Annotated in this window: 22 protein-coding genes and 1 pseudogene; 15 read left to right on the top strand and 8 right to left on the bottom strand. The window is 43.2% G+C overall.

The features are described from left to right. The first annotated feature begins 144 nt into the window (after positions 1 to 144). From D1970_RS19065 to D1970_RS23480, 8 genes are all read left to right on the top strand, one after another. Positions 145 to 1,560 (top strand): APC family permease, encoded by a 1,416-nt coding sequence (locus D1970_RS19065; RefSeq protein WP_119114442.1) that lies wholly within the window; start codon positions 145 to 147, stop codon positions 1,558 to 1,560. Further along, positions 1,535 to 2,650, top strand: coding sequence for an agmatine deiminase (gene aguA / locus D1970_RS19060; RefSeq protein ID WP_119114441.1), 1,116 nt, complete (start codon positions 1,535 to 1,537; stop codon positions 2,648 to 2,650). The genes D1970_RS19065 and aguA overlap by 26 nt, the downstream gene beginning before the upstream one ends. A gap of 69 nt (positions 2,651 to 2,719) precedes the next feature. Further along, positions 2,720 to 3,757 (top strand): putrescine carbamoyltransferase, encoded by a 1,038-nt coding sequence (ptcA, locus tag D1970_RS19055; protein ID WP_209796931.1) that lies wholly within the window; start codon positions 2,720 to 2,722, stop codon positions 3,755 to 3,757. Between the two features lie 96 nt (positions 3,758 to 3,853). Continuing rightward, positions 3,854 to 4,714, top strand: a complete 861-nt coding sequence (gene speE, locus D1970_RS19050) for a polyamine aminopropyltransferase (protein ID WP_119114440.1) — start codon at positions 3,854 to 3,856, stop codon at positions 4,712 to 4,714. Next, entirely contained in the window at positions 4,695 to 6,329 is a 1,635-nt protein-coding gene (locus tag D1970_RS19045) for a M20/M25/M40 family metallo-hydrolase (RefSeq protein ID WP_119114439.1), read from the top strand. Before speE ends, D1970_RS19045 begins: the two co-directional genes overlap by 20 nt. A 151-nt stretch (positions 6,330 to 6,480) precedes the next feature. Further along, the gene (locus D1970_RS19040; protein ID WP_119114438.1) at positions 6,481 to 7,473 is read left to right on the top strand and encodes a DUF4003 family protein; all 993 of its coding nucleotides are present in this window, start codon (positions 6,481 to 6,483) and stop codon (positions 7,471 to 7,473) included. Between the two features lie 300 nt (positions 7,474 to 7,773). Continuing rightward, the gene (locus D1970_RS19035) at positions 7,774 to 8,073 is read left to right on the top strand and encodes a nucleotide pyrophosphohydrolase (protein ID WP_119114437.1); all 300 of its coding nucleotides are present in this window, start codon (positions 7,774 to 7,776) and stop codon (positions 8,071 to 8,073) included. Between the two features lie 10 nt (positions 8,074 to 8,083). Continuing rightward, positions 8,084 to 8,212: a DNA/RNA helicase domain-containing protein gene (locus D1970_RS23480; RefSeq protein ID WP_119114436.1), complete on the top strand. Its 129-nt coding sequence runs from the start codon at positions 8,084 to 8,086 to the stop codon at positions 8,210 to 8,212. Between the two features lie 65 nt (positions 8,213 to 8,277). Here the strand turns inward: D1970_RS23480 and D1970_RS19025 are convergent, their stop codons facing one another. After that, entirely contained in the window at positions 8,278 to 9,090 is an 813-nt protein-coding gene (locus D1970_RS19025) for a hypothetical protein (protein WP_119114435.1), read from the bottom strand. A gap of 84 nt (positions 9,091 to 9,174) precedes the next feature. Here D1970_RS19025 and D1970_RS19020 point away from each other — a divergent pair, with 84 nt between their 5' ends. After that, complete coding sequence (locus tag D1970_RS19020; RefSeq protein ID WP_119114434.1) at positions 9,175 to 9,555, top strand: hypothetical protein; 381 nt, start codon at positions 9,175 to 9,177, stop codon at positions 9,553 to 9,555. On the opposite strand, the gene D1970_RS19015 is transcribed toward D1970_RS19020, so the two are convergent. Beyond that, complete coding sequence (locus tag D1970_RS19015; protein ID WP_374978567.1) at positions 9,515 to 9,994, bottom strand: GNAT family N-acetyltransferase; 480 nt, start codon at positions 9,992 to 9,994, stop codon at positions 9,515 to 9,517. The genes D1970_RS19020 and D1970_RS19015 overlap by 41 nt on opposite strands. A gap of 467 nt (positions 9,995 to 10,461) precedes the next feature. On the opposite strand from D1970_RS19015, the gene D1970_RS19010 reads away from it, so the two are divergent. Beyond that, positions 10,462 to 12,405 (top strand): endonuclease MutS2, encoded by a 1,944-nt coding sequence (locus D1970_RS19010; protein WP_119114432.1) that lies wholly within the window; start codon positions 10,462 to 10,464, stop codon positions 12,403 to 12,405. A gap of 46 nt (positions 12,406 to 12,451) precedes the next feature. On the opposite strand, the gene D1970_RS19005 is transcribed toward D1970_RS19010, so the two are convergent. The 3 genes from D1970_RS19005 to D1970_RS18995 all read right to left on the bottom strand — a co-directional run bounded on the left by D1970_RS19005 (position 12,452) and on the right by D1970_RS18995 (position 16,308). Continuing rightward, positions 12,452 to 13,027 carry a DUF1266 domain-containing protein gene (locus D1970_RS19005; RefSeq protein WP_142921037.1) on the bottom strand — a complete coding sequence of 192 codons (576 nt, stop codon included), beginning with the start codon at positions 13,025 to 13,027 and terminating at the stop codon, positions 12,452 to 12,454. 108 nt (positions 13,028 to 13,135) lie between these two features. After that, positions 13,136 to 14,608, bottom strand: a complete 1,473-nt coding sequence (locus tag D1970_RS19000; RefSeq protein WP_181213436.1) for a J domain-containing protein — start codon at positions 14,606 to 14,608, stop codon at positions 13,136 to 13,138. Beyond that, positions 14,602 to 16,308 carry a molecular chaperone HscC gene (locus tag D1970_RS18995; protein WP_119114429.1) on the bottom strand — a complete coding sequence of 569 codons (1,707 nt, stop codon included), beginning with the start codon at positions 16,306 to 16,308 and terminating at the stop codon, positions 14,602 to 14,604. Before D1970_RS18995 ends, D1970_RS19000 begins: the two co-directional genes overlap by 7 nt. 517 nt (positions 16,309 to 16,825) lie before the next feature. Here D1970_RS18995 and D1970_RS18990 point away from each other — a divergent pair. The 3 genes from D1970_RS18990 (at position 16,826) to D1970_RS18980 (ending at position 19,324) form a co-directional block, all read left to right on the top strand. Next, positions 16,826 to 17,629, top strand: a complete 804-nt coding sequence (locus D1970_RS18990; protein WP_119114428.1) for an EcsC family protein — start codon at positions 16,826 to 16,828, stop codon at positions 17,627 to 17,629. Between the two features lie 31 nt (positions 17,630 to 17,660). Beyond that, complete coding sequence (locus tag D1970_RS18985) at positions 17,661 to 18,461, top strand: nucleotidyltransferase domain-containing protein (protein WP_119114427.1); 801 nt, start codon at positions 17,661 to 17,663, stop codon at positions 18,459 to 18,461. 524 nt (positions 18,462 to 18,985) lie between these two features. Beyond that, complete coding sequence (locus D1970_RS18980; RefSeq protein ID WP_119114426.1) at positions 18,986 to 19,324, top strand: DUF2628 domain-containing protein; 339 nt, start codon at positions 18,986 to 18,988, stop codon at positions 19,322 to 19,324. A 165-nt stretch (positions 19,325 to 19,489) separates the two neighbouring features. Here D1970_RS18980 and D1970_RS18975 read toward each other — a convergent pair. Both D1970_RS18975 and D1970_RS18970 read right to left on the bottom strand, forming a co-directional pair. Then, a pseudogene (locus tag D1970_RS18975) lies at positions 19,490 to 20,085 on the bottom strand (aminoglycoside 6-adenylyltransferase); the annotation flags it as partial. Positions 20,086 to 20,820: 735 nt separating this feature from the next. Continuing rightward, positions 20,821 to 21,726 (bottom strand): EamA family transporter, encoded by a 906-nt coding sequence (locus D1970_RS18970; protein ID WP_119114425.1) that lies wholly within the window; start codon positions 21,724 to 21,726, stop codon positions 20,821 to 20,823. Between the two features lie 372 nt (positions 21,727 to 22,098). On the opposite strand from D1970_RS18970, the gene arcD reads away from it, so the two are divergent. Further along, complete coding sequence (gene arcD, locus D1970_RS18965) at positions 22,099 to 23,520, top strand: arginine-ornithine antiporter (RefSeq protein WP_119114424.1); 1,422 nt, start codon at positions 22,099 to 22,101, stop codon at positions 23,518 to 23,520. Between the two features lie 55 nt (positions 23,521 to 23,575). Continuing rightward, a complete protein-coding gene (locus D1970_RS18960) occupies positions 23,576 to 24,697 on the top strand; it encodes an aminotransferase (RefSeq protein ID WP_119114423.1) in 1,122 nt (373 codons plus the stop codon). A 498-nt stretch (positions 24,698 to 25,195) separates the two neighbouring features. On the opposite strand, the gene D1970_RS18955 is transcribed toward D1970_RS18960, so the two are convergent. Further along, positions 25,196 to 26,413, bottom strand: a complete 1,218-nt coding sequence (locus tag D1970_RS18955) for an NRAMP family divalent metal transporter (RefSeq protein ID WP_119114422.1) — start codon at positions 26,411 to 26,413, stop codon at positions 25,196 to 25,198. Between the last annotated feature and the right edge of the window lie 39 nt (positions 26,414 to 26,452).

Genomic DNA, 26,452 nt, shown 5'->3' with positions numbered 1-26,452 from the left:
GGAGTAATTATGTTGCTATAAGATTAGGCTCATATTTTGATATAGAGCCACATCATGAGCACTATCATCCCAAGATTTGAGCCATGGATTTTGGTTTCAAGAATCACCCTGTCGCAAAATATAAAGCGTTTAGGAGTGGGAATGATGGAAGGTAAAAAAAAGCTCCGCTTGTTTGACTCAGTATTATTATCCGTAACCGTTGTACTTGTCTCGGAATCGGTTGCACCGGCCGCAGCAGTCGGCCCTTCACAATTTTTTTGGTGGCTGCTGCTTTTGATTTGTTTCTTCTTGCCATACGGTTTAATTTCAGCTGAACTAGGAACAGCCTACAATGATGAAGGCGGAATTTATGACTATGTAAAACGGGCTTTTGGCCCGAGGAACGGAGGCAGGGTTGCCTGGTATTACTGGATCAACTACCCGCTTTGGATGGGGTCGCTCGCAGTCCTTGTTCCAATGACGATTACCCAGATTTCAGGGCATGAATTCGGATCAGCCAGCTCAATTATCATCTCATTGGCATTTGTATGGCTTGTAACGGTCATCAGCTTTTTTAAAATCAGCGACAGCAAATGGATTTTGAACCTTGCTGCGGTTTTCAAAGTGTTTATTATGGTCAGTCTTGGCGTGATCGGTATTTATATCGCGTTCACTCAGGGTGTTGCGAACACATTCACTACCAAAACAATGCTACCGTCACTTGATATAACAAGCCTTTCGTTCATATCAGTCATTATCTTCAACTTCCTCGGTTTCGAGGTTGTCACCTCAATGGCGGGTGAAATGGATAATCCGCAAAAAGACATACCGAAAGCATTGATCATCGGTGGAATATTGATTGCAGTATTCTACTTGCTTGCTGCATTTGGCGTCGGGGCCGCTATCCCGTTTGACCAGCTGACAACAGACAGCGGATTGCTGGACAGCTTCTCGATTCTGCTTGGCGGAGACGCAACATGGTTCGTGACCATTATAGGGCTGATGTTTTTGTTCACACTTGCTGCCAACCTAATATCCTGGGCGTACGGGATAAACTATGTTGCAATGTATGCCAGTGAAAACAGCAGCCTGCCAAAAGTCTTCAAATGGAAAAGCGAGAAAACAGACATGCCGGTTGGTGCTCCCTTAATGAATGGAATTGTTTCCACTGTTCTTGTATTAAGCGTACCGATCATGACTCATTACGGGCTGGAAGATATTTTCTGGAGCTTCTTCGCGCTTAACCTTGTCACCCTATTGGCATCTTATATCTTCATGTTCCCAGCTTTCCTTAAACTGAGAAAAATCGACCCGGACCGGGAACGCCCGTACAAAGTAAAGGGAACAGGTTTCAAATTAAAACTGATTACTTATGTTCCACTTACATTACTTGTTGTTTCAGTCGTTTTCACAGTGGTGCCCCTGAATTTAAGTGAGGAAGAAATCATGTTTAAACTGCCGCTCCTTATAGGGACGATCATTTCGGTCATTGCCGGCGAGTTAATTGTGAACCATAGCTTAAAACAAAAACACAGGGAAAAGGAGATTGGTGACCATGCTCACATTGCAAAGCAATCCTAAAGTTGATGGATACCATATGCCAGGTGAATTTGAGGAACATGAAGGATGTTGGATGATTTGGCCTGAGAGGACCGATAATTGGCGGAATGGTGCAAAACCTGCACAGCATGCCTTTGTAGAAGTTGCTAAAGCAATTTCAGAATTTGAACCAGTAACGATGGTTGTCAGTCCTGCCCAGTATACAAATGCCCGCTATATGCTTCCTGAACACATTCGGGTGGTCGAAATGGTAACAGACGACTCTTGGATGCGCGATGTTGGCCCTACGTTCGTAGTAAATGATGAGACGGGTGATGTCCACGGCGTAGACTGGACGTTCAACTCCTGGGGCGGCCTTGTCGATGGACTTTATTTCCCTTGGGATGATGATGATCATATCGCTCAAAAGGTTTGCGATATTGAACGCAAAGACAGATATCGTTTAAACAATTTCGTGCTTGAAGGCGGGTCCATCCATGTTGATGGTGAAGGGACATTGATGGTAACGGAGGAATGTCTGCTAAGTGAAGGACGTAACCCGTCACTGTCAAAACATGAAATCGAAGATATATTGAAAGAATACTTAAATGTGGAAAAAATCATTTGGCTTAAACGAGGTATCTATCTTGATGAAACGAATGGCCATGTTGATAATATTTGCAGCTTCGTAAGGCCTGGAGAAGTTGTCCTGGCATGGACCGATGACAAGAACGATCCGCAATATGAAATCTCCAAAGAGTGCTATGACATCTTAACAAGTGAAACGGATGCAAAAGGACGTGAATTAAAAGTCCATAAATGTCATGTTCCGGCACCAATCACAATCACAAAAGAAGAAGCGGAAGGCGTAGACCATGTGGAAGGTACGCTTCCTCGTGTGGAAGGTGACCGCCTGGCTGCTTCTTATGTTAACTACTATACGCCAAATGGAGGCGTAGTCGTTCCCCTTTTCAATGATCCTAATGATGAAAAGGCATTGGAATTATTTAGAGAGTTGTATCCCGACCGCAAAGTAGTTGGCGTACCGGCAAGGGAAATCCTTTTAGGCGGCGGTAATATCCATTGTATTACACAACAGCAGCCTCGCAGCAAACGCAGCTTTGTCAACTAGGATGGCAGGAAAGAAGGAAATCCAAAATTGTTGTCAGAATGATACGACTCGAAAATTAAGGGGGAAATGATGGTGGCAGCTCAAAATTATATTGATACTAATGATTTTACTAAGAAAGAATTGATGGAAATCGTTAACTTGTCCCTTGCCCTTAAAAAGTGCATAAAAGCAGGGTACTATCCACAGCTCTTGAAAAACAAAACCTTGGGAATGATATTCCAGCAATCATCCACCAGAACACGAGTTTCTTTTGAAACAGCCATGGAACAGCTTGGCGGGCATGCACAGTATCTTGCACCAGGACAAATCCAGCTCGGCGGACATGAAACGATTGAAGATACAAGCCGGGTGCTTTCAAGATTAACCGATATTTTGATGGCGCGGGTTGAAAGACATAAATCAGTTGTAGATTTGGCTGAGAATTCAACCATCCCTGTTATCAATGCGATGTCCGATTACAACCATCCAACCCAGGAAATGGGTGATCTCATAACAATGATTGAACATCTTCCTGAAGGAAAAAGAATAGAAGAATGCAAAGTCGTGTTTATGGGAGATGCTACTCAAGTTTGCGCGTCACTTGGATTTATCACTACTAAAATGGGAATGAGCTATGTTCATTGCGGGCCGGAAGGTTTTCAGCTGAAAGACCACCATATCAAGATCATGGAAGATAACTGCAAAGTATCGGGTGGAAGCTTCCACATTACTGATGACCCTGATGTTGCCTTGAGAGATGCTGATTTTGTCTACACTGATGTGTGGTATGGTTTGTACGAGGCTGAGTTATCGGAAGAGGAGAGATGGTCAATCTTCTATCCAAAATACCAGGTCACAATGGATCTCATGAAAAAAGCAAATCCCGGAGCCAAGTTCATGCATTGTCTGCCAGCTACCCGGGGTGAAGAAGTAACCGATGAGGTCATCGATTCTGATATTTCAATTGTATTTGATGAAGCGGAAAACAGGCTTACCTCCATTCGCGGCCTTCTCGTTTATTTCCTGGGGGTTGACCGCCCCGATCAGGTTAAGGTGGAAGAAGCCCAGCGTGAATTGGATAAGCAATTAGCAGAGATTTTCTTATTAAAGCCGGTTGTTAAAAACTGAGCTGAATATTTTCAAGAAGACTAAAGGGGGGATTTCTCCCTTTAGTTTTCGCATGTTTACGGAAGTACATCAAACTATCAAAAAGGGGAGATTAAATTGGAACTATGGTATACACAACCTCAAACAGAGAACATTTCATTTTCAATTAAAGTGAAGGAGCATTTATTCACGGGGAAAAGCCCTTACCAGCAGATTGATGTATTCGATAGTGAAGAGATGGGGAAATTTCTGATCATTGATGGCATTGTCATGCTGACGTCGAAGGATGAATTCATCTATCATGATATGATCGTCCATGTTCCAATGGCCACAAATCCAAACATTAAGAAAGCCCTTGTAATTGGCGGGGGTGATGGAGGTACGGTACGTGAACTAACACGCTACCCATCGATTGAAGAAATCCACATGGTTGAAATCGATGAAATGGTGGTGGAGGCAGCGAAAAAATATATTCCTTTAACTGCCGGGAAGTTGACTGACCCGCGGGTTACGCTTTATTTTGAGGACGGTGCGGAATTCGTCCGCAGGGTGAAAGGTCATTATGATCTAATCATCGTTGATTCTACGGATCCAATTGGACCGGGAGAAGGGTTGTTCACGAACGAGTTTTACCAGAGTTGCTACAATGCCCTCACTGATGAAGGAATATTAGTAAACCAGTGTGAAAGCCCTTTTTATGAAAAAAACGCCAGGGAAATGCGCAGGGCGGTTGCCAAGATTAAAAGGCTGTTCCCGATTTCTGAAGTATATCAATACAATATGCCGACATACCCTTCAGGACATTGGCTGTTTGGGTTCGCGTCGAAAAAGTTCCATCCGCTCAATGATTTCCATCCGCAGACATGGAAGGAATTCGGCCTTAAGACGAAGTACTATAATACAGAGGTACACCGTGGCTCGTTCATGTTGCCAACCTATGTAAGGGAGCAGATTAATAATGCAGAGAATCCTGAATAATACCCCGGAATCGATTTACCAGACGCTGCTCTCGTTTTGCCGTGTCAAGAGCGTGACCGATTCGGAAGCGGAAAAAGAAGCCCCAAAATTTCTTTATGAAGAGCTGAAAAAGCTCCCGTATTATCAAAACAACCCTGAGGATGTCTTTATCCAGCCTATCCAGGGAGACCGGCTCGGGCGTTCCAATCTTTGTGCCTGGGTGAAGGCTAAAAAGGATACGAAGAAAACCGTCATCCTAATGGGACATTTTGATGTAGTGGATACCGATGTATGCGGACATTTGCGCGAAGAAGCTTTCGATCCGGAGAAGTATACAAAGCTTATCAAAAATGAAGTGATTTCCAAGGAAGCAAGACAAGATCTCGAGTCCGGGGACTGGCTTTTTGGCCGTGGCACTGCCGATATGAAATCAGGATTGATTGTCCAGGCAGCAGTGCTTTCCGAGTTCTCCAACTCTACGGAGGAATTGGACGTCAACCTTTTATATCTAGCTGTTGCTGATGAAGAAAATAATGCATGCGGAATTCATGAAGCAGTCCTCTATTTGGATGAATTAAAGAAAGACGGCTATGAATTCCTTTGCTGCATTGACAGCGAGCCAAGCATCACCCAGGAAAATAAAGATCATGGCTGGATTCACCTCGGTACGATTGGAATGTATACGCCGTTCACTTTCATCCTGGGGAGAGAGACGCATGTAGGTGAATACTTTGAAGGGCTGCCGGCCTCCACAATTGCTTTTAAGCTTGGCGATAGGCTTGAGGGCAGCAGTCTGTTTGCAGATCAATTCAAGGATGTCACCTATCCGCCTCTCACCTGCTTAAAAGTAAATGACTTGAAGCCAACCTATTCGGTGACGGTAATCGAGCGGATTGGAATGTACTACAATTGCCTGTTTGTCACGAAGACTCCGGATGAAGTACTGGGAAGCATCAAGGAGGCAGCCCACACTGCGCTAGCCGGAGCTTTGGCCGCTTATGATGAGAACAGATCAAAACAGCGGACGCATACAGCAAAGAAAGAGTTCAACCCGAGGGTAATCGAATATAGTGAACTCGCCACTATGGCAGAGAAGGAAACGGGAAAACAATTCAGCAAAATATCGTCAGACTTCCTGACTAGCCTACCAGCTGAACTGGAGCTCCAAGACAGGGGAATGAGGCTCGTCAGCCATCTGGCTGACATCACCGGCTTGAAAGGCCCGGCAGTAGTCGTTGGCTTCCTGCCGCCATACTGCCCATCCGGTTTCAATGAAAGGAAGAGCGCTGCTGAAATCAAGATTGTCCAATGCGCTGCTAGAGTAGTAACTCTAGCAAAAGAACAGTACAACATGCCGCTTTCCATCGGCGAAATTTACGAAGGAATCTCGGACTTAAGCGAATTTGGATTCAAAGGAACAGAGAAAGACATCGAAATCCTAACGAAAAACTTCGCCGGATGGGGAACCGATTTTGACTACCCATTCCAGCAGTCACAATCCCTAAACATTCCAATCATCAACATTGGCCCAATCGGCAAAGACGCTCACAAAAACACCGAGCGCCTCTATCTGCCATATGCGCTAGAAGTATTGCCGGAGCTGTTGAAAGAGATGATACGGGGGTTGGGTGAGTGATCTGGAGATTTGAGTGGAAACAGGAAGGCAGCGGCCCTTTGGGGTAGCTGCCTTATTAATATTTCTTGAAGATTGTTGACAATTATATTACAACATAAGGAAACTTAATCCAGACATATTCCGTAATAATATAGAATGGAGGAATGCGGCTATGCTTGAAAAAACTTTTGAAGATAAGCTTCAGCTGTATAAAGAAATATATTCAGAATTAAAGTCGGAACTTAAGTGGAAGGTATCTGATCAGCGTATATTGATGATGGTGGCATTGCTTTATGCGATGAATAAGAAACCGTTTGAATTTCAGCGGTTCTTGAGGATGAGTGACTATATAAAGAGTAATGTGGGAGCGTTTAACACGCTGAAATCGGAGCAGCGCTTTACAACTGCTGCCATGCTGGATACCCGTTTTGACGATCCGGAAAATAAGTTTCAAGACCTGCTTGGAATCTATGAAAGATTGGTGGGGGCGCGGTTCAGCAGGGGGGCATCCACATATATCGCTGCCCAAGTGTTGCTGGCTCAACAGGAAAACAGCAGTTCAGAAGATATTCAACGGATTATGGAGATTTATAAAGGAATGAAGAGCCATCATATGTTCCTCACTTCAGCCAGTGATTATCCTTTAGCAGCACTATTAGCAGGCCGCGAAGGAACGGTGGAGGAGATTATTGAACGTGTGGAGCATTTTTACCAAAAATTAAGCAGGGATGCCTTCTGTAAAGGAAACGATCTGCAGTTTTTAAGCCATATTCTTTCAATTGATGAACAGACTGATGCAGATCGGTTAATCCAGCGATGTACCTCAGTATACGATGCCTTCAAATTATCAGGGAAAAAACCAAAAGGTATGCATTATCCAGTGGTTGGCCTTCTTGCCCTTTTGGAAGAAGGGAATAAGGAAGTAAGCACCATCATGGAGGGTGCTGCTTTCTTAAACGGAGATAAACTCTTCAAATGGCATAAAGATTTAAATATCGTCATGGCTGCCAATCTGATGATGAGTGAAAAAATGGAGAACACCTCGTTGCTTGAAACAGGAATTTATACAACAATCGATGCGATCATTCAGGCGCAGCAAGCAGCCATGATAGCCGTAATGGCCAGCACATCAGCCGCTGCAGCTTCTTCTGGCGGGGGAGAATGAATTTGAACCCCGGCTCATGAAATAAAAAGAGTGATACATATGTTTTTAAAAGGAGCCTACTCGAAAAAGTAGGTTCCTTTTTCAGAATTATCCAATTAACGTTTTCTTCACATTACTTACACTAAAATAAAAGCCCCCTGTTTTTTCATTTTAGTGTAGGAGTTATTTTTCATACCCGTAGCTGATCCAATTGGAAGAGTGTTTTATAAGTAATCGATATACTGATTTAAAAATCCACAAATGATAGAATAGAACATATTTACAAATTACAGATTTTGCTTTTTTCTTGGAGGCTTATAAATGAAAAAGATGATTGATCGTATTATTGAATTTAGGGATGAGCGAGGATGGAAGCCTTACCACCATGAGAAGGATCTTGCCATTTCGATATCGTTAGAGGCTAATGAGCTGCTTGAGAATTTCCAATGGAAAAGCAGTGAGGAAGCGGTTGCTTCAACCCAGGAGAATATAAAAGAAGAGATGGCGGATGTTTTGATTTATCTCGTCCAGTTAGCGGATAAAATGAATATCGATTTGGAAGAGGAAGTGTATAAAAAGTTGGAGAAGAATGCGCTCAAATATCCAGCTCCTATGAAATGAGGCAAGCATAATGATTAATCAAGTGCGCAACACATATAAAACCCTTATGACAAGAGGCATGGAGGGGTGCTATGTGTATTGCTGTGACAGTGCACTGGCTGAATATATGAAGAGCAAGAGAGGGGAGAAAATTGGATAGCAACAAGAACATGAGGTCCCCTGGATTTACACAGAACAGATGCCCCTAGCGTGGTTCTCCAGCCCTCAGCAAAACTCCATTTCATACAGCTCCTCGAAGTACATTTCATGGAACTTCTTGTTGAGGATTCCAGTGTAATAGGCGATCGGATTTTTGACTGTGACTTTGGATTTCAGCTTGCGGACGAGCTGCCTGAAGGAGTCGAGAGATACGGACAAAAGGGTTTCGGTCTCTTTTTCACGGTTGTTGCGGTAGGCGGCGATAGTGCTCATTCTCCAGAATTCTTCGATGGACTTTGCCTCTGGATAGAAGTATTTAACCAACTGGACAAATGAGTTTGGTACCCGGTCGCTGACAAACAAATGGTCTTCAGGTGTACTTTCATTATCCACAACAGTTGAATGTTCGTTAGCGGGCGCTTGTTCACGTTTATTAATCTTGTTAATGTTAGTTTCAGAAGGATTGATAGTTTTATTATGGCGGTTCATTATTTCTTCTTTGGGTGGTTCATTGTTGGTAAAACGATTGAAGATATACAGATTGCTGGATTGTGAGCCGTTCTTCCTCTCTGTTTCATAGACAGTGAAAATACCAAAATTCTTTGCCTTGATGATCATTCTTTTAAAAGTGGAGCGGGAAATGCCCATGTCCTGGTATTCCTCGTGAATCGCCTTCAGCACGGTACCTATTTTCGCATTGCACACGCCAGGAATCTTGGCCGCAAAACGTACAAGACGCTTCAATCCTACCAATTCTCCTTTTGTAAACTCGTGTTTGTACTCTGCCATCCACATTTCCATGTGATGGTTGAATTCCTCCAGTGTTGCAAACTGCGAATACTCTTCAAATTTGTTAATAAGTCCTGATTTAATCGTCATTATTTTGCACCACCCTTTCACCGTCTATATAGGGGTGGGGAGGCGAAATGGACAGGGTGGTCAGAGGATTGTTGTGGCTGAATTGTGACAAATGAAGTCAGTGCAAGCAAGCCAGCTGAAATCAATGCTTTTGCTAATAACCGTGTAAACTGGAGCATCCACATTAAAGATGCAGCCGGTAATGTCATGGATACACTAAAGGCTGAAAACGAGCATGAAATCCACATGAAATGGGCGCCAAAAGTCGAGCTTCCAAGCGGCAGCTATATTATCTCAGCTGAAGTCGTGAACAAGCAGGGCTTCAAAGTAACAACAAGTCCGAAAACGATTACCGTCGTGGAGGAATATCGGATAGCGGAAAGAACCATGAACAGCTTGTTCATGGTTCTTTCGCGTGAAATGATGCCACTTTTTTTAGTGCTCTTTATAACTCCATCCTCTTCTCAAACAAAAATTCATCCCTGATTGGAATCCGGTTATCGGGGTTGACCAAAGGAATTTCCGGCTTGATTGCCCTCGCTTCCTTTACTGCATCCGGAATGACTTTGACGCACTGGTAGCCTCTTTTTTGATAGAACGAGAGGGTATGTATATTATCATTTGTTGTAATGAGGGAGGTTTTCATACAGCCCTGTCTGGCTGCTTCTTTTTCAGCTGCCTGCAAGAGTCTTGTCCCGATGCCCTTCTTCTCCTTGCGGCTGTCCAGTGAGACGATCTCGCAAGTCTCTCCGCTGATCTTGAAAGTGACGATGCCCTTAATCTCTCCATCGAATAAAAACACAAATCCGTCGAGACGGGAGCAATCCGTTGAACCGAAGCTTGTGACCATCGTGGTGCTGCCCCAGTTTGTCTCAAAAAAATCCTTGATCAACTGCTGATCTATTTGTTCTATTGGAATAAACACTAACAAGCCCCTCCCAATCATGTTGATTTTTGATTTGTATTCAGCAACACAATTTTAGCATAAAATGGGCCTGCATCCCGTTGACTTTCCAGAGTATTCTATCATATAATGGCGGTGTACCTTAATCTGGATATAAAAGGGAGTATGTTGTATGTTAGGTGTCGTTCTTAACTAAACCGTAAATGAATACGGACATTCACAGGCTTATTTAAGTATGCCTTCTGAATGTAGTTAAGAACAATGGTCATAGCATACTCATACTTTCTTAAGTGGGGCTGTGGAACTGTTCACAGCCTTTTTGTGTTTTTTAGGCCCTGCTTTTCGGATAGGGATTTCCTTGTTCGCAAAGCTGGCTGTGCGCTTCACTTAGTATGAGGATAATATTTGTACGGCAGATGCCGCTGCAAAAGGCCACATTGAACATTGTTCTTTGTGGTCTTTTTATTTTTTCACAGGAGGGAAAGCAAATGAATGAAAAGACATTTGAAATATTGGAGTTTCACAAGATCATCGAGGTGCTTGTCGGTTTCGCTCTGACGGAGGAAGGGAAACGGGAGCTGAGGAAGCTGGTTCCTTCATCGAACAAGCGGCAGATTGAGATGCGGCTGGATGAGGTGGGTGAGGCAGTAGCTATTTTGGAGAAGAGCAGCAGTGTGCCGATTCACTCTCTTGACGGCATTGAAACAGTGCTGTCCGGAATGAACAAGGGTGTTCCGCTGCGGGTGGATCAATTGACAAAGCTTTATTATTTAATCGAAGAGTGCCGGAAGCTGAAAGCCTTTATGAAAGATAAAGAGTTCACCGCACCGCGGGTCTCGTCGTATGTACATTCAATTGAGGATATACCACTATTGGCGGATGAGATTAACCGCTGCATCCGGCAGGGGCGGGTTGATGATTATGCCAGCAAGGAACTGCTCCGGATCAGGAAGCAAATTTCGATTCAAGAAGACCGCTTAAAGGATAAAGTGCAGTCCATCTTAAAGTCGGCGAAATACAAAAACTGCCTGCAGGAAAGCATTGTCAGCCAGCGACAGGGGCGCTACGTCATTCCGGTGAAAAAAGAATACAAAGGGAAAGTGCGGGGAGATGTGCTCGATATGTCAGCCTCTGGTGCCACTCTGTACATTGAGCCGGAGGAAGTGAAAGCGCAGCAGGAACAGCTGATGTATTGCCAGCTGGAAGAGGAAAAAGAAATCGAACAGATTCTCTGGGAACTGACCGGGCTTGCCCAGGCGTATGAACCACAGCTGAAGCTGGCAGTGGAGACGATGATCTACTACGACGTGCTTTTTGCAAAAGCCAAGTACAGCCGCAGTATCAGAGGAATCAGCCCGGCAATAAATGAAGAGCATCGCATTCTTTTAAAAAATGCTGTTCACCCATTACTAGGGAGTGGGGCGGTTCCGCTGACTCTCGCAATTGGAGAAGACTACCATGCCCTTCTGATTACAGGTCCCAACACAGGAGGAAAAACGGTCACGCTAAAAACGGTGGGACTTCTAACGGTCATGGCTCAGTGCGGCCTGCATATTCCCGCTGACCCTGGCAGCGAGATCAGTATTTTTCAGCAGATCCTCCTGGACATCGGAGACGGCCAGAGCCTTGAGCAAAACTTGAGCACGTTTAGTTCGCACATCACCAATATCATTGGAATTTTAAAAGAGACAAATGACCATACGCTCGTTTTGCTGGATGAGCTCGGCTCCGGCACTGACCCCGGGGAAGGCATGGGTCTCGCAACGGTTATTTTGGAGCAGCTTTATGAAAAAGGCGCCACCCTGCTTGCCACTACTCATTTTAGTGAAATCAAGCAATTCGCGGAGGAAAGGGAAGGCTTTATCAACGGATCAATGGAATTTGACCTTGAGTCCCTAAAGCCGACTTACCGCTTGATTGTCGGCAAGGGAGGAGAGAGCCAGGCCTTTTCCATCGCCTTGAAGCTTGGCATGCACCCGGCGCTGATTGAAAAAGCGCACCGGATTACGTACCGGGAAGAGCATCCGTACAGTCACGGCTCAAGTGATCCAGCTTTCCTCAGGGAAATGGAGAAGCAAGTGATTGTCAATAAGTATAAGAAGCGGAACAGAATGAAGCCAGCGGGGCAAAAGGAAGAAAAGCTTCCGGCGAAGAAGCTTTTTCAAAAAGGGGATAATGTCAAACTCTCCGCGACCGGGGAGTTCGGAATCGTTTACGAAGGCCCCGATGACAGGGGGAATTACATCGTACAGGTCAAAGGAGTCAAACAGAGCATGAGCCACAAACGTCTCACGCTTCACGTTCCTGCTAGCGAGCTCTATCCTGATGATTATGATTTTGACATCATTTTCAACAGCAAGGAAAACCGGAAAAAGGCTAACCTGATGAACCGAAAGCATGTAGAGGGCCTTGCCATCGACCATGAGGAATAAAAGCAAAAAACCCGCCGCATGGTGAATTTTGCGGCGGGTTTTCATGTTAATAATGGCTAAGATCTGTATTCCAATCCACCGTTAAAAGCGGGCTGTGTCTTGCGGTAAGCAGCTTGGTGATACTATCCTCTTGATGAGCCATATACTCCATTGCATCTTCTTTTGTATTGATCGAGCCAAACTGTACGCCAGCTGTATAGGAGACGATGTATTCACTCCAATTCGAGAACGTCTCCTGGGATTTGCGGGCGGCCTGGATCTGAAATTCTGTAGATTCCTCTTTGGAGATATATCCGGCGGCAGTTGCTTCCTGGCTTCTCATGATACAGACGGAATAGTCATAAGCAGCAATGGACATAACTGGAAGTCGATTCATATAAAGGCGCACGATGCTGTATTTATAGGCCTCTTCTTCATCCTGGATTGCTTTTATATACTGCGTGCGCTCTGCCTCTGCCAGGGTCAGCAGTATATTCCTCATACGATGAAACTCCTCGTTATACTCGGCAGCCAGGAACGAATAAAGGGAATGAGCGGCACTTTCGGAATCAGTGATTTCTGATTCCGCCAGATTCTCCAGGGCATAGCTTTTTTTCATATTCGGGTGGCGATATTTCATCATTTCGCTGAAAGCTCCCTCCCCGGTAAAACACAGGGAGGCAAGCAGATTAATATACTGTTCTGCCTTTCTTTTCTTGACCTGAAAAACCACAATATAAAACCCTCTCTCTTATGGTGTGGATATTCTAATATTGTTCCATGTCCTGAAAAGGGTGCGGATGGAGTAAACCAAAAAGAAACACGCCAAAATTGCAGGGCCAACGTTCTCTGAAGCAAGCAATGTTTCCGCTGGAACAGCAGAACCCACTACTTCAAAAAAAAGATCCGCAAAGAAACTAGTGCATCTAATAAGCAGGATGAGGGAGATAAAGACCTTTATTCTGATGGAGCCCCAGAAGTACGCTGAAGCCTTCCCCATAAAGGAGGTCTTGTATAACTCTTTTTGCAATTCTTTTATCGATAGGCTGTACTCCCGGCCGTCCTGAACAGTGCTAGCCAACATTTTGTTATGGATGTCAGCAAGATACATCACTGCCTCCGCGTCAAAAGGCACCAGCTTCCTCAAAAGTAAAAACTGCTCCCGGGCTTCCTCCAGCTTTCCTTGCCTGAAAAGTATTTTTCCGAGAAGGCTGGCGGCATCATGATGGTCAGGGCTTTGCTTTAAGGTATAGCTGCAAATGGCGGAAGCTTCTTCATCCTCCTGTTCCTCATATAACACGCGGGCTAGAAACATCGTTGTTTCGATGTCTTCAGGTTGGAGGTCAATGGCGTTCCGCAGGACGGCAATCGCCTCTTCACGCCGATTTGACTTTATAAGAACATGTCCAATCATCCGTAAAAGGTCAGGATCTGCGGAGAATATTTGGGCGGCATATTGCAATTGTGATTCTGCTAGTTCCCAATCGTCCATTAAAAGAGCATCAAAAGCTTCTTCTCTTGCCGAAAGAAATTCATCATAATCGATACCTTGAGCTGCAGCCGCATAACCAAAAGACAGGTACGGTGTGGATGTTCCGGTTCTTCTTTTGTAATAATCCAAGAAAGAGCTGTCTCCCTCCAGTCCGACCTGCGGGTGCTCCTTCTCCAAAAACTCCTGCCACTGAAAGTGGTTTTCGAGAAGAAGCCATATATTTTTCGGAAGCATGGCATGATGTTGTTGGATAAAGTGAAGCAAAGCTGTACTGGCGGATTGTTTTTGGTTAATGTTCCAAAGGATATCGTCGTCAAGCAACTCCAGCCAGTTTTTCTCGTCGATCCTTGCCTGGAAGTCATTGTACAGAGCTTCTGCCTTATCGAGAAATTGCTCCAAAACATCTTCAGGTTCGCTCGCAGACCCTTGTTTGTAAGACAAGTTGATAAATGAGGACATTTCAGGCAGCTCATCTTCTTCATCAGCATCCTCCTCAACTTCGTCATAAAAAGAAGGCGGTGTATCAATCACGGCTTCAGCAGCGGCAATTTCCTGCTTAGCGGCCTGTTTTTTTATTTCTTTCGATAAATAGTCATACGCTTCGCGGAGCCTTTGATAGCCTTCAGGGTCATCTTCAGGGTGATGAAGCTTCAGCTTTTGCGAATAGGCTTTTTTAATGGCGGATAGGTCATCTGTCGGCGCTATGCCGAGGATTTTCCAGGCGTTTACCATATATCGTTCCATCTTTCAAATTGGTCTAGTGATTCTTTTAACTTCGCGGCTGCGCGCTTTATGTTTTGTTCATGCTGAGAGGCGATCACTCTTTCAAATTGAACTAAAGCCCCTGCGATAATATGGCGTTTGTCTCCAAGAGCCTCTTCATATAAACGTTCTCCCCTAGCAAAAAGCAGGCGGTTTTCTGTTCGGTCACGGGGGTGGATTTTGAGTGATTTCAATTGTTTCATTCGTTCTTCCATCTCAATCTCAGAGAGCCCGCCTTCATTTTTCTCAATCATCATCTTCTTTTTCTTTCCAGTACTTACAACGGTGACTTCCACTTCAAGCAGCCCATTGACATCATAGGTATAGCGGACATCGATCTGCTCTTTTCCCGCTGGAGCAACGGGGACATCAACAGTCATCTCTCCAAGCATAAGGTTGTTTTCCACGAGTCTGCTTTCACCCTGGTAAATTCCAATCTGTATTTGGGGTTGTGAGTCATAAACCGTTTCAAAATGGTCCACCCTGCTGACGGGAATCGGTGTGTTTCTCTCAATGATTGGCGAGAAGTGTCCAGTTGAGTAGTCATCGCCGCTGAGTCTTTTCACTACATTTATACCGAGTGTGTAAGGGCATACATCTGTCAGGATGAGCTCTTGCACGGCTTCGTTCCGCTCTTTTAGCGCCACCTGCACCGCGGTTCCCAGGGCGACGGCTTCGTCGGGATGAATGGAGATGAACGGAAGACGTCCGAACATTTTACTGACCGTCATTCGAATCATTGGCATCCTTGTTGCGCCGCCAATCAGAACGATTCCATCAATATCATTTGTACGCAGGTGCGCGTCACGGAGCGCTCGCTCAATCGGGTTACGAAGACGGAGCATGAGGGGCTGGGCCAGCTGCTCGAATATTGAGCGGTCGACCTTGACCTCATGTCTCGTTCCGTCAAGTGTCAATGTCATCACGCTGCTTTGCTGATTACTGCTAAGTTGAGTTTTGCATTGCTCAGCCTGCTTGAACAATGCTGACAATGCATGAGGATCAAGCGCTTCAGGTGGGATTTCCAATGCATTGATAAAATAGTTCATCAACAGCTCGGTAAAGTCTTCACCACCGAGGAAGTTGTCTCCGGCAATGGATTTGACCTCCATTACACCTTCGAACAGCTCGAGGACAGAAACGTCGAAAGTACCGCCTCCTAAATCAAAAACCAGCAGTTTCGATTCGTCCTCCTGCTGATGGAAACCGTAGGCAATAGCCGCGGCTGTCGGCTCGCTGATTAATCGCTCAACAGTTAAGTCCGCTAATTCCGAAGCCCGTTTTGTTGCTTTTCTCTGCTGATCATTAAAGTAGGCGGGAACGCTAATGACTGCATTGGTGATTTCTTTTTCAAAGAAGGCCTCAGCATCCTTTTTGAGGGATTGCAACACAAATGAAGAAAGTTCCTCTGGTGAAAATGTATACGCACCCAGGCTATACGATTTCCTAGTGCCCATATGCCGTTTAAATGCAGATACCGTTAAGCTTGGGTGAGTGATCAGACGTTCCTTCGCAATATCACCGATTAAAATTTCACCATTGTCGTCAACACTGATTATAGAGGGAGTAAGATGGTTCCCTAGCACATTAGGGATGATTTTCGGCCCTTCCTCCGACCAGTAGGCAACAAGGCTATTTGAAGTCCCCAAGTCAATTCCGATTGTGGTCATATATGGTTCTCCTTCAATTTGGTTAAAGTGGTTTTATCTATGACTCTATTATAAAACAGATAATGGGAATGGATGAATAGATTTCCTTTAGTGATTCATAAAAAACAATAGGTGTTGTTTACGAAATATTCTCTATATTAAAATTGAATATAGAAGGAAAAATTATTATAATACATATATTGGTATAATTTTTATAGATTACTAGTTTGGGACCGGTGCCATTATGAAAGTTAAAAAACGGACCGTTTGGTTTCTTTGTGTGGATATTGGATGGTCACAGATTCAACTCCGGTTTATACTTGGAAGTATTTCATAGCGGCCATGTTCGGCACAGCATATAAATATAAGAAACTCAAAGAGTATAGGTCAAAAAACTCTTAATGAAAAAATAGCAGTTTCTTTTTTGTTCACCACTAAAGGCTGCGTGGAATAAATGTCTAATTATGAAACTTTTGGGTAGAGAATTCGGTAATAAATGCTAGGAACGAACAATTTAGGATGGGTGGATGAAAAGGGCATGGAGACAAGGGCGTATTTGTTAAACGAACTGCAGGAGATTGAGAAATGGGAAAAAGACCAGAAGGGGTTATGGTTTTGGGAGAAAATTGGACGGTTGCCGTTCAAAATGCTTGATAAGGTGACCCCGAAATTTTTACAGGACAAAATTGGGACGCTGCTTGACGAGCTCGGAAGCTATATCCAGACAGGCGGGCAATATCTATCAAACGAAAAATCAGTTTTTCAATATATCGAGAAAAAGACCGGGCAGACGGTCAGCGAACTGGCGGATCTTCAGGGACTACCAGTAGAGGCGATGAAGCAGGTCTCTTTGGAGCTAGCAGAACAGCGAAAAACTGCAGCCACGATTCAGGGAGCTGGCTCGGGATTCGGAGGGATTTTTACACTTGCCATCGACATCCCCGCAATCCTGGCGATTTCTTTGAAAACACTGCAGGAAATTGCGATCATCCACGGGTACGATCCGAATGATAAGAACGAAAGGGTTTTTATTTTAAAATGCCTGCAGTTCTCTTCAGCAGATATTGTCGGAAAGCAGGCCATTTTGAATGAGCTGTCGGACTTCAGCAATGGGCCTTACCAGTCACGGGAAGTACTCTCCCAAATGCAGGGATGGCGGGAGGTCGCACTCTCATACAAGGATTCCTTCGGTTGGAAAAAGCTTTTCCAAATGGTTCCGGTAGCGGGGATCCTTTTCGGCGCATTCGCAAATCGCTCCATGATCAGCGATCTTTCGGAAACGGGAATCATGCTCTATCAAAAGCGGAAAATCATTGAAAGGCTTGCAAGTGTGCAGGCATGACGATATAGGTATTGAGATAAGGAGGGATCGTATGCGGGAACACATCCAGGAAGCACTGCGGCAAATCGAAAAAGACTTCGATGTCAAAGTGCTTTATGCATGCGAGTCGGGAAGCAGGGCTTGGGGTTTTCCATCGAAAGACAGCGATTATGATGTAAGGTTCATTTATGTCCACAGGAAAAATTGGTATCTTTCGATCGACCATAAAAGGGACGTCATCGAAATTCCGGCAAGGGATTCTATTTCAATGCCAATAGATGATTTGCTGGACATGAGCGGCTGGGAACTGTCAAAGGCGCTGAGGCTTTTCAGGAAATCAAATCCGCCCCTGTTTGAATGGCTATATTCAAGTATCGTTTACCATCAGGCCTACTCTGCTGTTGATAAAATGAGGGCCCTTGAAAAAAATATTTTCTCACCAGTCTCCTGTTTGTATCACTACCTCAATATGGCAAAAGGAAATTTCCGCGATTACCTGCAGGGCGAGCAGGTTAAAATCAAGAAATATTTTTACGTGATGCGGCCTGTGCTCGCTGGAAAATGGATAGAAAAGTATCATACAGTCCCGCCCATTGAGTTTCAAGCATTAGTGGAGGACATCCTGCCGAACGGAGAACTGAAAGAAGCAATTGATCATTTGTTGGTCAGGAAAATGGCAGGCGAAGAACTAAGCCTCGAGCCTAGAATCGAGATCATAAATGAATACCTGAATAGAGAAATCATCCATCTGGACAAATACGTAAAAGGCATCAACCATGAAATACCAGACCCAACAGAAGAGCTTAACGCACTGTTCAGAGAAACATTGGAAGAAGTGTGGGGGATAAAGTAATCATTTACGGCAATGTATCGTTATTTGGAATAAATTTGAAGAAGATGTAGATAGATTGAGGTTTACCGTAGATAGAACGCCTCTAACCGTAGATAGAATGCCCGCAACCGTAGATAGAACGCTCCTAACCGTAGATAGCGTCGTTTTTCAGGGTTGGCCCTCCTTCAAACTGTGGGTTGAAACCGGTTATATAAGTTAAACTCTATTAAATTTAAGCACGAAAGCTTTTTTCTTCTTCAAAACCAGCAAATTATTGTTTTTTTTATAAAATCAACCACTCAAATATTGAATTTACTTTAACTCGGCTGAATTCAGCTAAGTAAGGACGATCTTTGCCGAAAATACTTTTTTATCTGAAAAGGAATAACTAAATATAAGTAAAGTTTAATGTTGGCATATAATAAATCGAATTTTCGGAAGGAATTGGTAGTTTTACCAACAAATTTATGGGAAATAAGATATGTTATTGGATTTAATGTATAATAATAGAGTAATTATACCTAAGTCATTAGGAGGAATAGAAGATGAGAGCAAGATTAGCAAATGATGCAGGCGTAACAAAAGAGGTGAAAATTGGTTTTAGTTGGACAACGTTCTTTTTTGGTTTTTTTCCAGCATTGTTTAGGGGAGACCTAAAATGGGCAGTAATTATGTTTATTATCGCCTCAGTAGTTGGATTTTTCACTTTTGGGTTTGGAGCATGGATTCCAGGTATTATATTTTCTTTTGTCTATAATAAAATTAATATTAAAGATTTACTTGAAAAAGGATATCGCCCAGTTGATGAACAGACCAAATTAGAGCTTCAATCTAGAGGAATTATTTCTTCTGTTTCAACAACAGGCTCAAATATGGGTGCGTAAATTAAAAACTAATCATAATTGTAATCTGCTTGCAGACAAAGTCTCATAGAAGACTCTGGCTGCAAGCTTTTTTTGTATAATAAAGGAGAGAAGCTTTGTTTTAGCTAATTTATGAAAAGGAAGAGCAGGCAAGCTAAAGAATGAATACGCTCGAACCTTTTAGTTGAACCACGGAATTGCAATATCAATGTTATGTCTAACAACAGATTCAAACATGGACTTTGCATAGGGCAATTCATCGCGCCAAATACCTTTTGCAACGTTTTGTTGGCACCACCAAAAATCATTGCAGCAGTCCATAAACATCGATTCTGTTGGTCTTTTTACATGGTAGTCAATATCGGTAGATTCAGGAATGGTTGGCAAACAATTGTCCTTATCTAATAGTGTGATGGTTAGTTTGTCACTGACATAGCTATCCATCACACATTCTTTTGTTTGAATATGAAGGTCGATACGGTTCCCATCTGTAAAAAGCATTAAATAGCCGTAAGACCGGTCAAGATCGATACCCATTCCGACGGTTTTGTTATTTTTATCAGTTCTTGTAGCATGAGCAAGTCTCCAAAAATATTGATCCAATTCTTATCTTCTATAAAAGATGCTGTTTCTGTTACGACATAAACGATATCGTAGTCCTGGAAGATATCTTTTGGAACATTAGGATTGGTTCTCTAACCGTTCATATAAACTGCCCGAATACGTTTATCTTCCTTAGCAGTGTTTATTATTAGGTCCATCATTTCTTGTTCATTTCTCATTAAATTTCCCTCCGCATGTCAAAGTTAATTTTAAAAGGAAGTTGATCCAGAATGGAGGGGCTCGTGAATGATGTAAGCCTAATCTGTTGTATGGAGGTTATGATTTATTGAATCTTTTCTTCATTTTTTCCTTCCCTCCCGTCTTATGTAGGATATCTCTTATTAAAATTACTTCAACATATGTACTTCAGGTCCTTCTTTAGGAATCGACAGAAGTTTTATTAACATGGTGCAATTCTTTCCAACCTCCCCATGCATTTAATCTGCCAATAGAAGAGTTAAAACTGGGCCAATCCAATTGTTTATTTACCACAAATTGTCTAATTGTCCGAATCAGTCTGTTTTTTGTCCTAATACCATGATTCTTTGTCCGAATGATTCAGTTATTTGTCCTAATCAATGAGATTTCTGTCCGAATCACGCTATTTCCCGAGACAATGAGTTATTTCCCAAAATACCAATCCGAAATGACCGCGCCGGTCCAGTCGAGTTCGGGCATTTTCGAAGCCCAGCGTCTTTTATTGGAATGACAATCTCCTAAAAAATGACGATTGGAAGAATAAGCCGAATAATGGGTAGAATGACGACGTTTTTGGGCAGAATCAATCACTTTTCGGGAAGAATAGGGAACAGTTTGGGCAGAATCATTCCATTTCCCAGAAGAATGGAGTATTTCCCAAACTCGGATCATTGCCCAAGCAAAAAACCAGCAGTCTCGCTGCTGGTTTTTTCATGCTACAGTTCATCGGCAAGTCCAAGGAGAGCGATTCCAAATATCACGAAGGCAATAACCGCGTATTGCTTCTTCTCTAGCTTTTCTTTCAGGAATATCCGGGAAAGGATAACCGAGAAAATGCTGTACGAAGCGATAAGTGGCGCCGCAATGACGGCATTTTTGGCCATTGCGAATACGTAGAAGAACTGCCCGGCTGTTTCGAGGATGGCGGCGCTTGCCTTATCTCGTTCGGTGAAAAGCCGGAATTCTACCTTCTTCAGCCTCAGGAAAAGGAAAGCGAATACCGCACAAATAAAAAATGTGAATTCGTACGCGATTAAGGCACTATCCTCGCTGATGAGCTTCATTTCATCGAGATAGATTCCATCCGCAAAAGTGCCCAGGCCGTCGATGACGCAGTACAGAATCGGAAAGGTAATAGCCAGGAAACCCATCTGGTATTTTTTATCGATGACTGCATGGCTAGCTTTAAGCGCATCATTCTCCGATTTCTTTTCAAAGATTGCTAGCATGATAACCCCAAAAGTAACAACCACAATTCCTGCAATCTCCACAAAACTTAAATTGTGTGGGAAGAAAACCATCAGCAACACAGCTGTGACGGCACCTGAGGAGTTCTGCACCGGCGAGGCAATCGACAGTTCTATATATCTTAAGCCAATATAGCCAATCGTCATAGACAGAATATATAAGGAAGAGACCGGCAAATATTTGATAAGATCGACCGGATTTAGCGAGAGTCCGTTTAAAAGCATATATCCCGTCGCATGGATACCCATTACCAGCCCGACGATAGCCACAATTTTCAAATGGCTGTATTTGTCGTCGCTGTCCGTGCCTTTTTTGTAAAATAAGTCAGCTCCGCCCCAGGCGAGGGCAGTGAATAGCGAATAAAGGAACCACATATCATTTTCTCCTTGATCTTTTTTCTATAGTAGAATCATTTAATCTATAAAATGAATAATTATACTGATATAACAAGTGTAGCAGTTTTGAAACGTTGTAATTATAAACTATTCTAATAATAATTTCTATGATTTTGATAAAGGTGAGCGTGAAAATCTATTGTATAAATATAAATAATCCCGAAACACCAGATTACTAAGACTTAGCCGATTATTTGTAATGATCCTTACAAAAAGCCTCTATTCTATAGAGAGAAAAAATTAAATATTTTGTTAAAATAGTATATTATGACACAGAACTTTATCATTTCATTTCTTTATCTCAAAAATCGAGGACTATAATGAGGATATAAATGTAAAGGAGTGATTTGAATGTCTGACAGGGCAAAGAAACTAGGTTTATTTTCATTAATAGCACTAGTAATAAGCTCTTCCATAGGCGCAGGGATCTTCGGCATCTCCAGCGACCTTGCTTCTGGTGCTTCCCCAGGACCGGCTTTAGTAGCTTGGGCCATAGTGGGAGTTGGTATCCTGATGTTATCGTTATCATTCAACAACTTACTTTTAAAAAAACCTGAACTAAACGGTATTTTCAGCTATGCTGAAGATGGCTTTGGAAAATTTGGAGGATTCATTAGCGGCTGGGGCTACTGGCTGTCTGCATGGCTCGGAAACGTTGCTTTTGCGACGATGCTAATGAGTACGCTTTCTTATTTCTTCCCTGTTTTCGGGAACGGCCAAAATATCCCTTCTATTATTGGGGCCAGTATTTTAATGTGGCTGCTTACTTTCATCGTAAACAGAGGAGTGGAAGAAGCTGCTGTCATCAATACAGTTGTAACGCTGTTCAAACTGATTCCAATCTTTTTATTCATCGTAGTCGGCATTATCGCCTTTAAAGTTGATATATTTACAGCTCATTTCTGGGGAACCGTATCTACTAATTTCACCATGGCTGATGTTTTCACACAAGTGAAAAGCTGTATGATGGTTATGATGTGGGTGTTCGTGGGGGTTGAAGGAGCTTCTATGCTGTCTTCACGTGCGGAAAAGAAATCCGATGCCGGTAAAGCGACTGTTTTCGGATTGCTCGGCTTATTAGCCATCTATATGCTTGCTTCTATTATTCCTTACGGCCTTATGACGCAGACAGAATTAACCAACCTGCAGACTCCATCAATGGCCTATATTTTTGAAGATGTTGTCGGCCCATGGGGTGCTGCTTTCATCAACGTTGGTCTGATCATTTCGATTCTGGGCTCATGGCTGTCATGGACAATGCTTCCAGCTGAAACAACACTCTTAATGGCAAAAGCTAAGCTGCTTCCATCGATTTTCGGCAAAGTAAACAAAGCTGGTTCACCTACTTTTTCCTTGGTCCTTACTGCAGGTTTGACTCAATTGTTTATCTTCACATTCCTGTTCACGGATAAGGCTTATAATTTCGCTTATTCACTTTGTACGGCTGCTATTTTAATCTGTTATTTATTCGTAGGTTTGTATCAATTCAAGCTTTCTTATCAAAATCGGAACCAGGCTGGCGAAGTCAAGCAAATGGTGATTGGGTTCATTGCAGCGGTATTCCAAATCTGGGCAATCCTTGCTTCGGGAATTTCCTACACATTGCTTGTCTTTATTGCTTATATTCCAGGTATCATATTCTTTATAATGGCAAGAAAAGAAAACAAAGAGAAGAAATTGTTGACAAGAAACGAATTGGTATTCGCTTCATTGATTGTCATCGGTACAATTTACGTGATTACACAATTAGTTATTGGAAACATTACGGTATAATATAACAGCGGAAAGAACAAAAGGTTACCACATCATCGAAAAGAGGTTATCAAAAATGAAAATCGCTAATTTTGGTGTTGAAGAATGGTTAAACGTTTGGGAAAACGACGCTATTTATGATATTGCAGGAAGTTCCATCGCTTCATTTACATTGGAAGAAATCATTTCGATTGACGGAACGACTCCTACGGAATTTTTTGACGGGCTGCTGCATAAAAAAATGAACTATGGCTGGATCGAAGGATCTCCAGAGTTTAAAACTGAAGTGAGCAAGCTGTATAAAAATGTTCCGGCTGACAATATCCTGCAGACAAACGGTGCAACCGGCGCAAACCTTTTGGCCTTATATGCCCTAATTGAACCTAATGACCATGTAATCGCTATGCATCCAAGCTACCAGCAATTATATGACATTCCAAGATCTTACGGTGCTGAAGTGGACCTTTGGGAAATCGACGAAGATCATGACTGGCTCCCTGATTTAGAAGAATTAAAAAAATTAATTCGCCCTAATACAAAAATGATTTGCCTGAATAACGCCAATAACCCAACTGGCACAATTCTTGAAGACGATTACATGAAGGAAGTTATCAAGATTGCCGAAAAAGTTGGCGCTTACATACTTGTGGATGAAGTGTATAAGCCGCTAGATCCTTCTGTAAGAGTAACTTCGATCGTTGATCTTTATGATAGAGGGATTTCAACGAATAGCTTGTCCAAAACGTATTCAGTTCCCGGCATTCGTGTCGGCTGGACGGCAACCAATAAAGAACTCGCAGATCTTTTCAGAAAGTACCGCGATTATACGATGATTTGTGCGGGTGTCTTCGATGATTATCTCGCTGTTCATATTTTGAAAAATAAAGAAAAAGTCATGGAAAGAAATGCGGAAATCGTTCATACCAATCTTGAAATCCTAAAGGAATGGGTTGAAAAAGAACCGCGCGTCTCATTAATTTGTCCAAAACATGTTTCCACGTCATTCATCAAGCTAGACATCCCTGTGGAAATTGAACAGTTCTGCATCGATATCCTGAAAAACAAAGGAGTTCTCCTTGTTCCAGGTAACCGCTTCGATGTCCCTGGACATGCAAGACTCGGCTACTGCACACATACCGAAGTGCTGAAAAATGGCCTGAGGGAACTGTCAGAGTACCTGAAACAGTTTGATAAGTAAAAACCGCAAAGAGCCCGGAGTTTCCGGGCTTTTTTTCGTTCTAAAACATCTTTTTAGATCATCTCTAAAAGCTGAAGGATCCTTTTGTATTGTTCAGGCATCCCATCATGGGTGTATTAATTAATAGATGGAAGCTTTTCGGAACAGAGGGAAAGGTAGATATCAGTTATCAGTAAGTGGATGACATACAAAAGTATATGAGGATAAACAACTGTGTTATTTAGTCAAAGCATTGGAGTTAAAAATAACCCTCTAAAAACTCTAAATTACCGCAGAAAAGCTAATCATGTAAGTAATTACTAAAGTCATTTTTCTCATGCGCAAAAAGAAATAAACCTCCCTCTGCCTTGCCGGTAGAGGAGGACTATTTCTCCGCTGGTCGCTGCACTTCACAGTGTAGCTTGTATAGCAGGGGCAGCTGGCACCCCTGTTTTTTACATGTGTAATATCCCTAGTAATAAGCTGAAATAAGCCGGGATAACCGGTATTTTTCTTGCATTAGAACAAAGATGATACCATGTCGCTGATGGTGTAGATGCTTAGCACGGACATGATGACGACGACGAGTATGCCGAAGATTGTCAGAGTGATGGGCTGCTTGTAATCGCCAACGATTTTTTTGTTGTAGGCGGCAACGAGCATGATGCCAAGGGAGATTGGCAAGATCAAGCCGTTTAATGCGCCGACGATGACAAGTGTTTTCACCGGTTGTCCGACGGTTAAAAAGACAACGGTCGAGATGACGATGAATAAAATGATGATAGCTTTCGATTGTTTTTCAATTTTTTTGCTAAAGGTTTTGATGAATGATACTGAAGTATAGGCAGCACCTACAACTGATGTAATCGCGGCGGACCACATCACAATACCAAAAAGCTTGTATCCGACTTTACCAGCTGAAAGTTCGAAAACAGAAGCTGCTGGATTGTCAGCATTGAGTGTAAGTCCCTGTGCGACGACACCAAACGCAGCGAGAAAGAGGAAAATCCTCATCAATGATGCGACACCGATGGCGGTAACGGCACTCTTGGTTACTTCCGGCATCGCTTTTGTTCCCTTGATTCCGGCGTCGAGCAAACGGTGTCCGCCGGCAAATGTGATATACCCGCCAACCGTTCCGCCGACCAGTGTAAGAATAGCAATAAAATCAATTTTTTCTGGTACGAACGTTCTTGTCACAGCTTCTGCGAGCGGTGGTTTTGAGGAAAACAAGACGAAAAACGTCAGGGCAATCATGACGAAGCCCAGCAGCAGCGTAAACCGGTCCATCAGCTTTCCCGCTTCTTTGAAAAGGAAAATCCCGATCGCGATAACGGCGCTGATTAAGGCTCCGATTTTCGGATCGACACCAAAGAGTACATTGGCTCCAAGTCCTGCTCCGGCAATATTCCCGATATTGAATGCAAGTCCGCCCACTACAACGAGAAAGGCGAGGAAATAGCCGAGACCTGGCAAAATTTTATTCGCAATATCCTGCGCGCGCATTTCGGCTGCGGCAATGATCCGCCAAATGTTCAACTGGGCACCAATGTCCAATAAAATCGAAATTAAAATAACGAAACCAAAGCTCGCGGCGAGTTGCTGTGTAAACACGGTCGTCTGGGTGAGAAAGCCCGGACCAATCGCGGATGTTGCCATTAAAAATACAGCACCCATTAATACACTTAGATTGGATGTTTTCTTGATAGGCACTGATTTAGTTTTTTTCGTGTCCATTGAAATCCCCCTAAAAAGTAATGTCGAATTTATGAATCA

The organism is Mesobacillus zeae, assembly GCF_003570705.1.
Classification (GTDB): Bacteria; Bacillota; Bacilli; order Bacillales; family Cytobacillaceae; genus Mesobacillus_C; species Mesobacillus_C zeae.
The sequence above is the reverse complement of the archived record's forward strand: the minus strand, read 5'-3'. Positions and strand labels throughout refer to the sequence as shown.